This is a genomic window from Fructilactobacillus sp. Tb1, assembly GCF_050500285.1.
GTDB lineage: Bacteria > Bacillota > Bacilli > Lactobacillales > Lactobacillaceae > Fructilactobacillus.
Genome location: NZ_CP191377.1, coordinates 1,156,142 through 1,172,314, shown reverse-complemented (window position 1 = coordinate 1,172,314; position 16,173 = coordinate 1,156,142). Strand labels below are relative to the sequence as shown.

The window sequence follows — 16,173 nt, the reverse complement described above, 5'->3', positions numbered from 1 at the left end:
ACCGAACCATGGTCCAGTCGTTTTATGTAAATTAATGATTAAGATTAATTATTTTCTCTTAGAATTAAGTTTACCCAATCCAAAGAGTGAAATTGCAGACAATAATGACATTCCAACAACTTCAAGCAAGTTATTGTTAGATGCACCAGTATCTGGTAATGCATTAGCTTGATTTCCACTGGTTGCTTGTTTTGTAACATTTTTACTAGTATTTTCAGCTTGATCTGCGGTTAATTTTGGAGTTGCAGTAATGTTATCATTTCCTGCTTGTCCAGCATTAGTTGCTGATTTACGTACTTTTGCATTATTACTTGCATTATTTGCAATGCTATCTTGATCACCATTGCTTGATTTTGGTGTAGTTGAAACAGTTGGTTTATTGTTATCTGAACTATTGTTGCCGTTGTTACTTGGCTGTGTTGATGTAGATGGTTTGTTGTTATCTACACTTCCATTACCATTGTTGCTTGGTGTTGATGCAGATGGCTTGTTACTATCTGTACTTCCATTATTACTTGGTTCTGTTGGTGTAGATGGCTTGTTGCTATCTGCACTTCCGTTGCCATTGTTGCTTGGTGTCGTTGGTGTAGATGGCTTATTGTTATCTGCACTTCCATTACCATTGTTGCTTGGTTCTGTTGATGCAGATGACTTGTTGTTATCTCCACTTCCATTACCATTGCTACTTGGTGTTGTTGGTGTAGATGTTTGATTGTTATCTGCACTTCCGTTGCCATTGCTACTTGGTGTTGTTGGTGTAGATGGCTTGTTGTTATCTGCACTTCCATTACCATTGTTGCTTGGTGCCGTTGGTGTAGATGGTTTATTGTTATCTGCACTTCCGTTGCCATTGCTACTTGGTGTTGTTGGTGTAGATGTTTGATTGTTATCTGCACTTCCGTTGCCATTGCTACTTGGTGTTGTTGGTGTAGATGGCTTGTTGTTATCTGCACTTCCATTACCATTGTTACTTGGTGTCGTTGGTGTAGATGGTTTATTGTTATCTGCACTTCCATTGCCATTGTTACTTGGCGTCGTTGGTGTAGATGGTTTATTGTTATCTGCACTTCCGTTGCCATTGTTGCTTGGTTCTGTTGGTGTAGATGGTTTATTGTTATCTGCACTTCCATTGCCATTGTTGCTTGGTGTAGATGTTTGATTGTTATCTGCACTTCCGTTGCCATTGTTACTTGGCGTCGTTGGTGCAGTTGGCTTATTATCATCTGAACCATTGCCAGTATCTGGATTTACTGGTTGAGCTGGATTAATTGATGTTGAACCATTCCCGTTATTACCATTGTTACTTGGATTTGTTGGTTTGGTTGGATTTGAATTGTTACCACTATTTCCGTTGTTGCTTGGATTTACTGGTTGAGTTGGGTTTGATCCATTATCACTATTACCATTGTTACTTGGATTTGTTGGTGTTACTGGTTGATCTTTAGCAATTTCAACAACATAAACATCTGATTTTTCAAAGGTAACTACTGCATCTTCTGGATGTAACATGTGATATCCAGCGGGAACTTCATCAGCAACATTGTACTTAGTTCCTGGTTGCACAGTCATAACCTTAGTACCACCAACTTGTTGTCCGTTATCTTGGTAAACAACTGTTACAGCGATTGCTGGAGTATTTACAGCATCAACGAAGATTTGAGTTTCTGCATATTGACCTTCATAAACGTAAACACAGACATATTTACCCGCAACATTATGAACATCATTAAGCGTTACAGTTGAGGTACTTCCATTGGTATTAACTCTAGCAAATGAAAACATTGCAAAATTGTTAGTTCTCAAATGGAATAATCCAGTTTCAAGAGTTCCATCAGCAATTGCTTGGGCAGCATCGGTAGTTTTACCATCCGCATCAACTAACTTTGTAATTGAATCAGTTGGATTCCAATCATTACCAGTCTTCAAACTAACACTTTGTTGTGTTGCCAGTTGAGCTTCTGATTGTTCATAAATAACTTGCACATTTTGTGGTTGCGTATCACTTGCAACGTTATTTTCAGCGGTAATTGTTGCTTGACTACTATCTTGCAAGTGCCATCCGGTAATTTCTGGTGATTTTACTGCTGCAAAATCATCATTGATAGCTACCCAATCGCCCCATTTAGTTTGATTAGTATAGTCATCTTTATCACCAGTTCTAGTAAACGTAATGGTTTGCTTAGTTTCTGGATAAACTGAATTACCCAAGGTATCAACATACGTAATTGTTCTAGTTACTTCTTTTGAATCAGTCACTGTTGAGTGGTTATCTGCATATTTAACCGGTACTATTTCATCAGCAGTATTAGCATTCACAGTTTCAGCTGGAATAGTTGTTTGGGTTGTATCTTCTAAATGAAGATTTGCAACTGCTGGTGATTTCACTGAACCAAAATTAGGATCTCCAGCTTTTACCTTCCAATCGTTATTCCAGGTAATAGCATGAGTATTTTCATCCGTGTAACCTGTTTCAGTATAAGTAACACTTTGCGTTACTGCTGGTGCAACCGTTTTGTTTTGATCATCAACATAATTAATAGTTCTAGTTACTGTTTTATCTTGTGAAATTGCTGCGTCTGTATCTTTTGCATACTTAACTGGGACAGTTTCATCAGTAGTATTAGCATTCACAGTTTCAGCTGGAATAGTTGCTTGCTTTGCATCTTCTAAATGCATACCTGTTACTTTTGGTGAATCAACTTCACTAAAGTCAGCATTTCCATCAACTGCTTTCCAGTTGTTATTCCAGGTCGTATTACCATCTTTATCCGTAGAGCCTGTTTCAGAGAAAGTAACACTTTGCGTTACTGCTGGTGCAACTGTTTTTCCTTGATCATCAATGTAATTGATGGTTCTAGTAACTTGCTTAGTTTGGGCTACTGTTGCTCCGTCTTTAGCAAGAACATTTAGATAAACTGTAATCGTCAAATTGTTATCAGGAGAATAGATTATTACTGGGTACTTACCAGCTTTGGTTGCAATTCCATTTTCTTGGTAATAATCATCAACATTAACTTGAACTGTTGCATCTTTACCATCTCTAGTAGTTGCATGCACCTTATAATCTGCTGCAGTTGTTGGAATCTTATCACCAACTGTAATAGTTGCATTTTGTGCAGTAAGATCTGGTTGCACGTTATAAATGGTGACAGTTCTTGAAACAGCGTAATCACTAGTACTATCTGGCACATATTCATAAGTAATGGTGTATGATCCACCAACGTTTTGATTATAACCATTAGTGGTAATCTTAACGTCATCGGGATTTACACCCTTGGCTAATCCGTTAACTCCATCAAAAATTACTTTTCCACTGTGATCATAAATTTCAACACCACGATTATCAAATTTTTGTCCAATTTGAAGAGTGTATTGATTTTGTGCCGTCTTAACTACTTGACGAATACTTAAGTAAATAGCACCATCTTTATCATCATATGGTTTACCACTTGGATAGATAAGTGTTGATTTACCTTTGGCATCAGGCGCAACAGAAGCATAAACATAATAATCCATTAATCCCTTTCCAGATGGATCTGGATTTACAGAGAAACCTTTATTAGCAATATCTTGTTTAATGCTTGCAAGTTTTACAATAAATGAACCACCAGTAAATAGTGGGGCATTCGTACTTGCATCATCCCATGATTCTCCAAAGTTACTAACTCTAAGTTCTTTGTCTGAATTCATCGCAGGCATCAGAGCTTGAACATCATCAGGAGCAACTTCATATTGATTGGTATCTCCATCTTTGTAAGTTGCTAAATACTTACTATGATTATCAAATGGATTAGATATTATTTTAGCAAATCTATAATATGTACTAGATGTATAAGCTGTATAACCTACATAAACAGCAATATTATCCGAAACAAATGGTGCATAGATATCTGGTTTATCAGTATGAAGATCAAAATTAACATCAACATCTTGATTTGCTTTTAGTGTCCCAGTAAAGTGAATTTGTCTTAAATCTTCAGGTTTATTATCATCATGAATATACATAGGAACAACTGTAAATCCCATATTTTTAATTTGATTAATGATGTCATCACTATTAGTTGCACTAATATTTGTTGTTGCTGTATTACCATTATCTATAGCTGCATTGTATTTAGGAAGTTGGATTAAAGCATTGATACTAGTATCTTTACCAGAAACATTACTAAAACTATAATGAGCAGTTACATTCCCTGATGTATCTTTATCAGCATCAATAATTGAACTACCCTCTGTCTGGCTTACACCTGCTTTAACACCAGATAAACTATTTTGACCATTTACTGTAATAGAAGTATTATATTTAATTCCATTAACTACTTGATCATCATGGTCTGTTGAACTTGCATCTTGACCTGTGTAATTATAAAGAGTTTGCGTTTGCACTTCTGGAGTTGCATTTGAACTACTGGTATTATCCGTAGTTGCCAACACTTGTGCATTTTGTTTAAATACATTAGCTGCATTATTAGCGTTATCTGATTTAGAACTAGTTGTAGTATTAACATAATCATTTTTTAATGGTGCAGCAGGTGTTGGATTTGCTGCAGGTGCATCGCTACTTTTTGCTTCTGTTCCAGTTGCTGATGTAGAAGTAGTATCAGTGGTTTGCGTTGGAGCTGTAACTGCTGGAGTAGTAGTGTCAGCGGATGCCACCATCCCACTTCCCATAATTGTCATGGAAGCAAATGTCATACCCATCATAATCGTTAACCAACCATGTTTTCCCTTGATTAACTTAAGATGTTGTTTATTTTCACCGGTTTCCCAGGCTACTTTATTATGTTGTTTATTAGCCTTTTTTAGATCATCCATAATTATCACCCATCCTTATATGTATTTAATCAGTGTACAAATCCAAAACTATATGGATTTATAACTGTATTATTGTTTTAAATAATACACTAATGATAATTATTATTAAATTAATATGTGCTTAAAATGACAATATTATTACATAATAAAAAGAGTTAATACACACTATAAATGTATTAGCTCTTCATTAAATTATTTTTCTAAACCTTCACGGCGTTTACGGATTTGCAATAACCAGTAAATTAAGCCACCAAGTAATCCAAGAATCACTACTAACCCAAGGATTAGCATCCATGGAATTGAATGGGTAACTTTAGCATTCACAATTAAGGCATCTAGTACAGAAACGGTAAAGTCTTTTTCTAAGAACCAAGTTCCACCCTTTGATCCAAGTTGTGGATCGGTACTCTTGATCTTAACTCGCATAGTATAAGCACCAGGAGTAATTCGTTTAGTTAACCAAGGTACCTCAAGTTTAAACTGGTTATTAGGTCCAATTTGTCCATTTGATTGACTAGCTTGCGCTACAACAGAATTGGTTCCTTTTTTTACAACCGTTGCTTTATAATCTAATTTACCAATTAAATCAGGATGGTTATTAGTAACCATCGCATCAACCATATTTTGATTGTAACGAGTATCAGTTTTAACGTGTTTCATCGCAAGATTAGGCGATGATTTTCCTTTATTAATCATAATGGCAACTGGATAAGCAGTCCGTTTAACTTTATGGTGCTTCGTTGCCTTCGCTTCTGGTTGTTCTAAAATGTAAATTCCACCCAGAATGGTTCCATTAAAGTTGCTAAAAGTAGCCCCAGTTGGCGTTTGCACGTTAAAATGTAAATCACGACTTTCACCTGGATTTAAGGTTACTTTATTTTCGTTATCTTTAGAAGTTACTAATTGTTTAAAGTCAAAAATATTTTTAACTAACTTTCCCCTTCCATCATAAGTGATTTCACCTTTATGAGAAGTGGTTGCTTGATTGATTTTAGTAGTAAATTTAGCCTTTTTATCACTGGTATTAGTAACTTTAACTACAATATCTTGGTTAAGTTGATCATTCCCACCTAGATTAAAATTAAAAAAGTTACTAGCTTTATTTTGAAATTTTAAATTCTGAGTTTGTGGTTCAACTTTTAATGAAGCATTTGATTTAACTTGATCAGCGTTTCCAGTAGTTTGTAAGCCAATCAACGCTCCGGTAAAACTAACTAAAAGTAATAATGTAATCATTACTTTTTTTAATCCATTAGGCATATTTTTCTCCATTCAATCATTACTAAATGTGTTTATCTTTTTTACAGCATAGTAATATTTTACAATTCTTACATACTTTTTAAAAGGAACTTAATTAATTCATAATTTGCTTATCTAAAATACGTAGATTTTCGTCTAAAGTATAGATAATTGGTTGCGCATTACCAACCTCAACACCATCAATTCCCATGTCATCAATATTTTCAATATATTTGATTAGCGCCCGTAATGAGCTTCCATGAGCCACAACTAGTTGATTTTTTCCATCCATTAATTTAGGTGCAATCTCATCAACCCAATATGGAACCAGACGTTCATATGCCATTTTTAAACTTTCAGCCCGTGGTTCTTCTACGCCAGCGTCATGATAACGACGTAGATCAGGAACTGTTTTTAATTTTGGTGGAACTGACTGAAAACTCCGACGCCACCGCATAAATTGTTCATCTCCAACTTCAGCTCGAACTACTTTTTTGTTACGCCCTCGGAGTGCTCCATAATGTCGCTCATTCAAACGCCAAGTTTTATGTTGGGGAATCCATAATTGATTTAATTCGTCTAATACAATATTTTCAGACGTAATGGCCCGCTTTAAATAAGAAGTATGGGCATCATCAAACTTAATATTGGTTTTCTTTAATTTTCGACCGGCTTCGTGGGCTTCGTTTTTTCCCTCTTCGGTCAAAGAAACATCACTCCAGCCAGTAAAAGTATGATTATAATTAGCAACACTTTCACCGTGTCGCATGAGAACTAATTTGCTCATGTAATCGACCTCACTGACTCAATTTATTAACTATAATTGTAGCATATCACGCTGGTTAATTTAATCAATCTACTAACGTTGCAACTGAATTTAATTAAAATTTTAACAAAGTTAATCAGACAAGTTACTTGCATTGGGATATAATTAAAAGCAATATTAATACATATTATAGAAGGAACTATTATGTCAGAAAACGAAAATAACAATTTTAACCCTAACCGACGTTCTGGAAAAAATCATTTTGTAAATGACCCTAGATATCAAAGACCGGTAAAAAGAAGTCCCAAACGAGTTCCACATCAAGAGTCACTTGAACTTAAAAATACTGAAACTGAGTATCATCCAATTGCATGGACAGTCATGATAGTTTTATTAATCGTAATGACAATTGGATTGATTTTTGGTTACACTCAATACAATAAAGCCAAAGATACATTCGGTAATACATACATGGCCAGCCATAGTAACCGGAATGTTTCCAAAATTTTAAAAGAGCGCAAACCATTTTCGATTCTTTTAATGGGAACTGATACTGGAGCTTTAGGACGTACCGATCGTGGAAGAACTGATTCATTAATTATTGCGACCGTTAATCCTAAAACCAATACCACTAAATTCATTAGTATTCCACGTGATACCAAAGTTGTCGTTCCTGGCGACCGCAATCCTTACGAAAAAATAAATGCGGCTTATACCATTGGTGGACCTGATAGTGCTACTGAAGTAACAGGTAAACTATTAAATATTCCAATTGATTTTTATGCCGTGGTTAACATGGGAGGAATTAAAAAAATGGTTAATTCCGTTGGTGGAATTGATATTACCCCTAATTTAACTTTTAAATATGAAGGCATTAGTGTTAAAAAAGGTAAAACAGAGCATATGAATGGTCAAACTGCCCTTCAATATACTCGGATGCGTTATCAAGATCCGCTTGGTGATTATGGTCGTCAAATTCGCCAACGCCAAGTCTTAGAAACCATTTTGAAAAAAGGGTTGAAAGTTTCTTCTGTTTCTAAATACAGTGCCATTCTTAAGTCGTTACAGGGAAATATCCTTACTAACTTAACTTTTGAAGACATGATGACAGCGGGAGCTTCATATCGTGGCGCCACTAAGAATATTCAAGAAGATACTCTTCAATGTGATAATGCCACAGTTGACGGCGTTAGTTATCAAGTTGCTCCTGATGGTGAACTACTCAACATTTCCAATGAGCTTCGCCAATCACTTGGACTAAAGACTTCCCCATCGCTTACTAAAGATCAACGTTACATTAATTCCAATAAGGAAGCTAACAAACATGACACGATGTTTAATAATAAAGATAGTGTTAATAAAAACAAAGAATTAGTTAAATATTAAGCTAAAAGGCCATCCGAATTTGGATGGCCTTTTACTTTGAAAAAATGCACAAAAAAAGCAGCTCTCATACGAGAACTGCTTTTTTAGCTGTTATTTTAGTGCGGCCAAGAAGATTCGAACTTCCACCGGGAAAACTCCCGACAAGATCCTTAATCTTGCGCGTCTGCCAATTCCGCCATGGCCGCATATTTAACAGTATTTAGTATACCAACAAACGGCAAGTAAGGCAATACAAAATTATAAATTATTTGGCAGTTAATAATTTTAATTTACCATGACACTTGCTACAGACATAACGACGGGTATCAATTCGCCGTTGTCTGTAATATTTCTGACCACATTTAGAACATTGATACTCGTACTTATAGTTTCGTTCAACACGTGGTGCATAACGGCTTCCGCCGACTTGTTGTAATAACCGTTTAAATTCAACAGTATTGTGTTTTCCAGAATGGCCATTCATATGCAAATGATAATGAACTAACTCATGTTTGATGATTCCAATCAAAGTTTCCCGATTATCAGCCATTTTCGGATTAATATCAATATTATGATCTTTTAAATGATATCTTCCACCTGTTGTTTTGAGACGCTTATTAAAATATGCTCGATGGAGAAATGGACGTTTAAAATACGTCAATGAAATTTCTTCCACCAAGGCTTGTAGTTCTTGATCAGTCATACCTACTCCTATTCAGGTTCGATCATAGATAACTGAATTCGTTTCCGGTCCACGTCAACTGACAATACCCAAACATCGACAATGTCACCAACTGACACAATGGTAGCGGGATCTTTAATGAATTTGTTGCTCATGTGAGAAATGTGAACCAATCCATCTTGCTTAACACCAACATCAACAAAGGATCCAAAATCAATCACATTTCGCACTGTTCCTTGTAATTTCATTCCCGGTTGTAAATCATCAATCTTCATCACATCTGATTTCAACAATGGAGCTGGCATTTTGTCACGTAAATCTCGTCCAGGCGTTTTAAGCCCGTTGACTAAATCAGTAGCAAGTTGTTCGTCAATCTGTAATTGACTAGCTAAATCACTAATTTTAACGTTGTTAAGGCGTTGTTGCGCTTCATCAGTTCCTAAATCATTCACTGATAATTTTAGCTCTTGTAAAATGGCTTTGGCAGTCGCATAACTTTCCGGATGAATATCAGTATTATCTAAAGGATTGTTACCCCCTATAATACGTAAAAAACCAACAGATTGTTCGTAAGCTTTCGGTCCCAATCGTTTAACTTTTTTTAGTTGATTTCGATTAGTGAAACTACCGTTTTCTTCCCGGTAATTAACAATATTTTGCGAAATTGCTGAAGATAATCCAGAAATATGTTCCAATAACTCTGGACTAGCTGTATTTAAGTTTACCCCGACTTGGTTAACCGCTGTTTCGACAACTCGATCAAGTTGTTTATCTAAATGAGTTTCAGATACATCATGTTGATATTGTCCCACTCCGACAGCTTTAGGATCAATCTTAATTAATTCAGCTAATGGGTCTTGTAAACGCCGTCCAATACTAATGGCGGAACGTTCTTCAACATGTAAATCAGGAAATTCTTTGCGCGCGTTAGCACTAGCAGAATAAACGGATGCTCCAGATTCATTTACAATCACATAGTGTACAGGATAATCGATTGATTTAATCGCATCCGCCACAAATAGTTCTGATTCACGTGAAGCTGTTCCGTTTCCAATCGCAATCATTTCCACATGATATTCATTAATCAAATCGATGAATTGTTGCTTAGCTTGGGAAATTTTAGCGGCACTCGCTGGTTTGGTCGCAAAAATAATTTGTTTGTGCAGAAATTTACCATTCTTATCCATAATTGCTAGTTTACAACCAGTTCGATAAGCAGGATCAAGTCCCAATACGACTTTTCCCTTGATTGGTGCTTGCATCAATAAGTGGTATAAATTCTTGCCAAAAACTTCAATTGCATGCGTTTCAGCGGTCTCGGTTAGTTTAGCTTGGACTTCACGCGCAATCGCTGGACGAATGGATTTGCGGTAAGCTTCTTTGATGGCATCTTTAACAAAATCAGCGATTGGACCGGAATGTTTGCCAACTAATGTAAAATCTAAATATTTCAGAATGACATCTTCATTAACATCAATTTTAACTTGGAGAATCTTTTGTTCTTTTCCCCGATTAATCGCGAGCATACGGAAAGACGGAATCGTTTTAATCGCTTCACTAAAATCATAATAATTTGCATAAACTTGGTTTTCGTCAAGTTCTTTCCCGGATGCTTTTAGTTTGGTGACAATTGCACCATTCTTTTCGGTATAATTACGAATCCATTCTCGGAATAACGCTACATCAGCAACTGATTGACTGATAATATCGGCTGCTCCAGCTAATACCTCATCAGTGTTGTTTAAGTCTTTCGCTGGATTAACGTAACTTTGGGCTAACTGAACTGGTTTAGCATTCGGAAACTTCATCATTTCATTGGCTAATGGAGTTAATCCCTGTTCATCCGCAATCATAGCTTTCGTTTTCCGTTTTTGCTTGTATGGTAAATACAAATCCTCCACAACTTGGATATCGGTTGCAGCGTTAATTTGTTTCGTTAATTTATCATTGATTTTACCTTGTTCAGTAATTTTTTTAATCACATCTGCTTTACGATTACTGAGTTTTAATAAACGTTGATAAGTATCTTGAATATTACGAATTTGAACTTCATCAAGATTGCCCGTACGTTCTTTTCGATAACGAGAAATAAATGGAACGGTATTCCCCTCATCCAGTAATGCTAACGTTGTTTCAATTTGATGTTGTTTAACCCCATCAATATCTTTAGCAACTTGTTTAATAATTTCTGGTTCCATCTAATTCCTCCAATATAAAAACTCCGTTAAAATAACGAAGTTTTTGTTGTGCTATTTCCAAAATGAGTCGTAAACCGTAATTGGTAAATGACGTTTATGTTCAGTTTTCTTGTACCAGTTTTCAATAGTAGCAGCGGCTTTTTCACTAACTTCTTTGCCTTCCAAGAAATTGTCGATATCAGTATAGCTAACACCTAAGGCAACTTCATCAGGTAAAGCAGGACGGTCATCTTCAAGGTCTGCTGTGGGCGTTTTTTCGTATAGATGCTTAGGAGCATGTAATACTTCCAACATTTCTTTTCCTTGGCGTTTGTCTAATCGCCAAAGGGGAGTAATATCAGCAGCTCCGTCACCAAATTTAGTGTAAAAACCAGTCACAGCTTCAGCAGCGTGATCAGTTCCAAGGACAATTCCTTTGTGAGCACCGGCAATTGCAAATTGAGCAATCATCCGTTCACGCGCTTTGATATTTCCTTTGTTAAAATCAGAAATTTTATCACCATTATCTTCAACTGCCGCAAACATTGCATCAGTAGCATCTTTAATGTTGACCCGTTCAACTTTGTCAGCACCGATAAATTCAATTGCTTCCATAGCGTCTGATTCATCAGCTTGTTCTCCATAGGGTAAACGCACAGCGATAAATTGGTATTTATCATTGCCAGTTTCTTTGCGAAGTTCTGCCATGGCCATTTCACCTAATTTACCAGTCAAAGTAGAATCTTGACCTCCAGAAATTCCTAATACGGCTGTTTCTAGGAAATCATTTTTAGTGAAGTAAGCTTTGATAAAATCCACACTGCGACGGATTTCAGTTTCTGGATCAATTTGTGGTTGCACTTTTAAAGCAGCAATAATTTCTTTTTGCACTTGTTTTTGTTCTGCGTTCATCATTAATAATCACCTATTGTAATCGTTTTTGTCCGCCATTGCGGATTTGTTTAATCAATTTCATCTTATTGTCATAAGCTTCTTGCGAGAGGTCCACTGGATATTTTTCTGGATTGAGCATCCGTTTATATTCAGGCCAAAGTAAGTCCCGTACTGTGTTAGCATGTTGTTTTGTTTCTTGTAAGGTAGGAAGTTTGTACGTTAATTTACCATTCACAAAAACATCTTTTAGTAATGGTTCCGCATTGAAGTTCGTGATGGTTTTATTGATATAAGTATATTGCGGATGGAACATGTAAAGTGAATCTTCCACACGAGGATCTTCTGATGCTAAAGTTACATAGTCACCTTCTGATTTTCCATCTTGCTTTTCAGTAATCCGCCATACTTGTTTCTTTCCAGGAGTAGAAACTTTTTCAGCATTGTTAGAAAGTTTAATGGTATCAACCATTTTACCGTCTTTATCTTCTACTGAAACTAGTTTATAAACTGCACCTAAAGCTGGTTGGTCAAAAGCTGTAATCACTTTTGTCCCTACACCCCAGACGTCAATCTTAGCATGTTGCATCTTCAAACTACTAATAGTGTATTCATCTAAGTCATTTGAAGCATAGATTTTAGCATCCGTATATCCGGCTTTATCGAGCATTTCACGAACTTTTTTAGACATGTATGCCATATCACCCGAATCAATTCTGACACCATTAAAGTTGATTTTATCGCCCATCTCATCAGCGACGCGGATTGCTTCGGGCACACCACTCTTCAAAGTATCAAATGTATCAACTAAGAAGACACAATCCTTATGCGTAGTAGCGTAGGCTTTGAAAGCATCATAATCATTACCGAAAGCCTCTACCAATGAATGTGCATGAGTTCCAGAAATAGGAATCCCAAATTTCTTACCAGCTAATACATTCGAAGTGGCATCAAATCCACCAATATAAGCTGCACGAGTTCCCCACAAAGCAGCTGAAACTTCTTGAGCACGACGTGAACCAAATTCAAGTAATGGATCACTGCCAGCCACACTCCGAATTCTTGCAGCTTTGGTTGCAATTAAAGTCTGATAATTAACAATATTGAGGATGGCAGTTTCAACTAACTGGCATTCTGCAATTGTTCCTTCAACTTGCATGATTGGTTCATTATTAAAAACTAAATCTCCTTCACGTGCAGAGCGAATTGTTCCTTCAAATTTAAAGTCGCGTAAGTATTGTAAAAATTCTTCAGAATAGTCACTTTCTTGTTTAAGATAATTAATATCTGATTCAGTAAAGTGCAAATTTTGAATGTAATCAATTACATGTTCAAGTCCGGCAAACACTGCATATCCGTTGCCAAATGGCATATCACGGAAATATACTTCAAAAACAGCGTGTCGGTTTTGCATTTTTTTAGCAAAATATGTAGCCATCATATTGATTTCATAATCATCAGTATGTAGCGTAAGGTTTGCGGCAACATCTAAGGTCGACATTTTTATTCCTCCAGAATAAAATAAAGTGTTTAAATTATGAATTCATTTTACCATTAATAGTAGCAAAATAAAAAACGCAGGAATTATTTTAACTAATTTCTGCGTTATTTGTTTAAATAGAATTCAAACCGTTGGGCAACGTATTGGGTTTCTACAAATTCAAATGGTTTTTGGTTGTTAAAGTAGGAAATTTGTTTCAATTTCAAGATGGGATCACCGGGTTTGATTTCCAACATTTCAGCCACTCTTGAACTCGCTAGAATAGCAGAGATATATTGTTGCGCATTTGCTGGAATTAGGCCCTTCTCGTCTTCTAAGGAACGATAAAAGGAATCAGTAACATCAGCTTGACTCATGCCTTTAATTAGCTCAGCACTAACTGTCGTAGTCTCTAAACAGATTGGTTCACCATCACCAAACCGAAGACGTTCCATCCGTAGAACTCGTTCATTATTCTTTAAATCTAAAGCCTGAGCTTCTTTAAAAGTAGGTTCGATAATCTTATATGAAAGTGTTTTACTACTTGGCACCTTACCTTCTGATTCCATGGTTTCAGTAAAACTAGAAATTCCAGACATATGTTCTTGAACTCGTTGACTGGTAACAAAAGTTCCTGAACCAACTGCCCGACGAAGTAAGCCTTCATCTATTAAAGTTTGGATAGCTTGGCGTAAAGTCATCCGACTAACATGATAATCTTCTGCTAGTTTTCGTTCGGATGGAATTCGTTCCCCAACCTTCCATATTCCTCGCTCAATCTTTTGTTTGATATCATTATGAATCTGAATATATACAGGTAAACTCATAGTTTTCTCCTAAAAAGAATATAAAAAAAATCGACTGACAAACTGTCAGTCGATTAGCTATTGGGCTAGCTGGGATCGAACCAGCGCATACAAGGATCAAAACCTTGTGCCTTACCGCTTGGCCATAGCCCAAAAATAAAATGGAGGGGAGTGGATTCGAACCACCGAACCCGAAGGAGCGGATTTACAGTCCGCCGCGTTTAGCCAGACTTCGCTACCCCTCCGACTTGTTACCCGGTTGATTAGGTCACCCAATCAACATATATAATATTAATGGATAACAAGGTTCTTGTCAACAAAATATCGCAAAAAAATCAAAAAAAGTTGAATTTTTTTCAAAAACAGCTGTTATCCTCTGTTTTAGGGACTTTCAGCGACTAAAAATGCATAAAAAAAGCCTAAATTCAGTTAGAATTTAGACTTTTTCATTTTAAATTTTTAATTATTCCACATTATCCATCAATTTTAAGATTGGTTTTACGCAGAAAAGTAATGCAATACTTGCAACAATGGCAACTAACCCAATTGTTCCGAAGTATTGGATTTCGTTTCCTTTAGTATAGAAACGGGCAATTTGTGAGTTAACAGCTTGACCAGCTGCGTTTGATAGGAACCACATACTCAACATTTGAGCACCAAAAGCTTTGGGTGCTAATTGAGTAGTTACTGACAACCCAATTGGTGAGATAAGCATTTCCCCAATTTCAATAATAGCCCAACTACCTACTAACCAAAGTGGGTTAACTAATGCAGATGTACCAAATAATACTAGTGGAATTACCATAAGTAAAAATGATAGACCCGCAAAGAATAAACCATAAGCAAATTTCTTAGGCGTTCTTGGTTGTCTCTTACCAAGTTTGCTCCATAAAAGCACAAATAATGGTGTGTATAACATAATGAACAATGGGTTCAATGATTGATACCAACTAGGATCAATGTGTAACCAACCTAAATTATTGTTAGTTTGTTCGGCAGCAAATGATGCTAAAATACTTGAACCTGATTCTTCAATTCCCCAGAAAATCATAGCACCGATAAACAATGGAATATATGCAAGAACCTTTTTATGTTCTTCTTTAGTAACTTTTTTACTAGTCAACATAATTACAAAATAAATAATCGGTGTGATAATTGCAATGATACTTAATAATGAAACAAAGTTATCAATGGTAAGTGCTCCCATAGCTGCCATAATAGCAACAATAATAGCAAAAACAATTAATCCAGCAACAATTCTGATTAAAGCTTTCTTACCTTCCCCTGCAAGTAATGGATCTGAAGGCTTGTCACCATCATCACCAAGCGTCTTGTTACCACCAAAGTAGTAGAACAAGAGACCGAAGAACATACCAAAGGCAGCAAGTGAAAAACCTAAATGGTAGTTATATGAAGTAGAAATCCATCCACAAACTAGTGGTGAGATAAAGGCTCCAAAGTTAATTCCAAAAACGAAAATCGTAAAAGCACTTTCACGACGTAAATCTTCAGGTTTGTAAAGTTTACCAACCATGTCAGAAATATTAGGTTTCAATAAACCGGTACCTAAAGTAATAAAGGCAATGGAAGCAAATAGTCCTACAATTCCAGCTGGAAGAGATAAGGCGATATGACCAAACATAATCAAAATCCCACCATAAAGCACTGTTCGACGACTTCCTAAAATTCGATCACTAATGTATCCCCCAACAACTGATGCAAGATAAACTAATGAACCATAAATTGCCATAATAGATAATCCAGTAGTTTGCGATAATCCCAAACCACCCTTAGCTACTGTAGCAACAATGTAGTAAAGAAGAATAGCACGCATACCGTAGTAACTAAATCTTTCCCAGAATTCAGTTCCAACTAAGGCAGCTAATCCTTTTGGTTGACCAAAAAACGCGTGGTCCATGTCTTTTTTATTTTTCAAAATCATTTCTCCTAAT

The 16,173-nt window shown here is 36.2% G+C and carries 10 protein-coding genes and 3 tRNA genes; 1 reads left to right on the top strand and 12 read right to left on the bottom strand.

Going from position 1 to position 16,173, the window contains the following annotated elements:
• Nucleotides 1-48: 48 nt before the first annotated feature.
• The 3 genes from ACQW5G_RS06025 to ACQW5G_RS06015 all read right to left on the bottom strand — a co-directional run bounded on the left by ACQW5G_RS06025 (nt 49) and on the right by ACQW5G_RS06015 (nt 6,841).
• Complete coding sequence (locus tag ACQW5G_RS06025) at nt 49-4,815, bottom strand: mucin-binding protein (RefSeq protein WP_429970563.1); 4,767 nt, start codon at nt 4,813-4,815, stop codon at nt 49-51.
• Nucleotides 4,816-5,007: 192 nt separating this feature from the next.
• Entirely contained in the window at nt 5,008-6,075 is a 1,068-nt protein-coding gene (locus ACQW5G_RS06020) for a WxL protein host-binding domain-containing protein (RefSeq protein WP_429970561.1), read from the bottom strand.
• A 94-nt stretch (nt 6,076-6,169) separates the two neighbouring features.
• On the bottom strand, nt 6,170-6,841 hold the full coding sequence (locus ACQW5G_RS06015; RefSeq protein ID WP_429970559.1) for a 2,3-bisphosphoglycerate-dependent phosphoglycerate mutase: 672 nt from the start codon (nt 6,839-6,841) through the stop codon (nt 6,170-6,172).
• 183 nt (nt 6,842-7,024) lie between these two features.
• Between ACQW5G_RS06015 and ACQW5G_RS06010 the strand changes: the two genes are divergently transcribed.
• A complete protein-coding gene (locus ACQW5G_RS06010) occupies nt 7,025-8,206 on the top strand; it encodes an LCP family protein (protein WP_429970557.1) in 1,182 nt (393 codons plus the stop codon).
• Nucleotides 8,207-8,305: 99 nt separating this feature from the next.
• Here the strand turns inward: ACQW5G_RS06010 and ACQW5G_RS06005 are convergent.
• The 9 genes from ACQW5G_RS06005 to ACQW5G_RS05965 form a co-directional block, all read right to left on the bottom strand.
• Nucleotides 8,306-8,391 (bottom strand) — tRNA-Leu (locus ACQW5G_RS06005).
• 59 nt (nt 8,392-8,450) lie between these two features.
• Nucleotides 8,451-8,888: a SprT family protein gene (locus ACQW5G_RS06000; RefSeq protein WP_429970556.1), complete on the bottom strand. Its 438-nt coding sequence runs from the start codon at nt 8,886-8,888 to the stop codon at nt 8,451-8,453.
• 8 nt (nt 8,889-8,896) lie between these two features.
• Nucleotides 8,897-11,065, bottom strand: coding sequence for a Tex family protein (locus ACQW5G_RS05995; RefSeq protein ID WP_429970554.1), 2,169 nt, complete (start codon nt 11,063-11,065; stop codon nt 8,897-8,899).
• 51 nt (nt 11,066-11,116) lie between these two features.
• Complete coding sequence (nadE, locus tag ACQW5G_RS05990; RefSeq protein WP_429971895.1) at nt 11,117-11,956, bottom strand: ammonia-dependent NAD(+) synthetase; 840 nt, start codon at nt 11,954-11,956, stop codon at nt 11,117-11,119.
• Nucleotides 11,957-11,969: 13 nt separating this feature from the next.
• Nucleotides 11,970-13,436, bottom strand: coding sequence for a nicotinate phosphoribosyltransferase (locus ACQW5G_RS05985; RefSeq protein WP_429970552.1), 1,467 nt, complete (start codon nt 13,434-13,436; stop codon nt 11,970-11,972).
• 104 nt (nt 13,437-13,540) lie between these two features.
• The gene (locus ACQW5G_RS05980) at nt 13,541-14,242 is read right to left on the bottom strand and encodes a GntR family transcriptional regulator (protein WP_429970550.1); all 702 of its coding nucleotides are present in this window, start codon (nt 14,240-14,242) and stop codon (nt 13,541-13,543) included.
• A gap of 60 nt (nt 14,243-14,302) precedes the next feature.
• Nucleotides 14,303-14,374, bottom strand: a tRNA-Gln gene (locus ACQW5G_RS05975).
• A 9-nt stretch (nt 14,375-14,383) separates the two neighbouring features.
• Nucleotides 14,384-14,466, bottom strand: a tRNA-Tyr gene (locus ACQW5G_RS05970).
• Nucleotides 14,467-14,684: 218 nt separating this feature from the next.
• The gene (locus ACQW5G_RS05965; RefSeq protein WP_429970549.1) at nt 14,685-16,163 is read right to left on the bottom strand and encodes a peptide MFS transporter; all 1,479 of its coding nucleotides are present in this window, start codon (nt 16,161-16,163) and stop codon (nt 14,685-14,687) included.
• Nucleotides 16,164-16,173 lie beyond the last annotated feature (10 nt).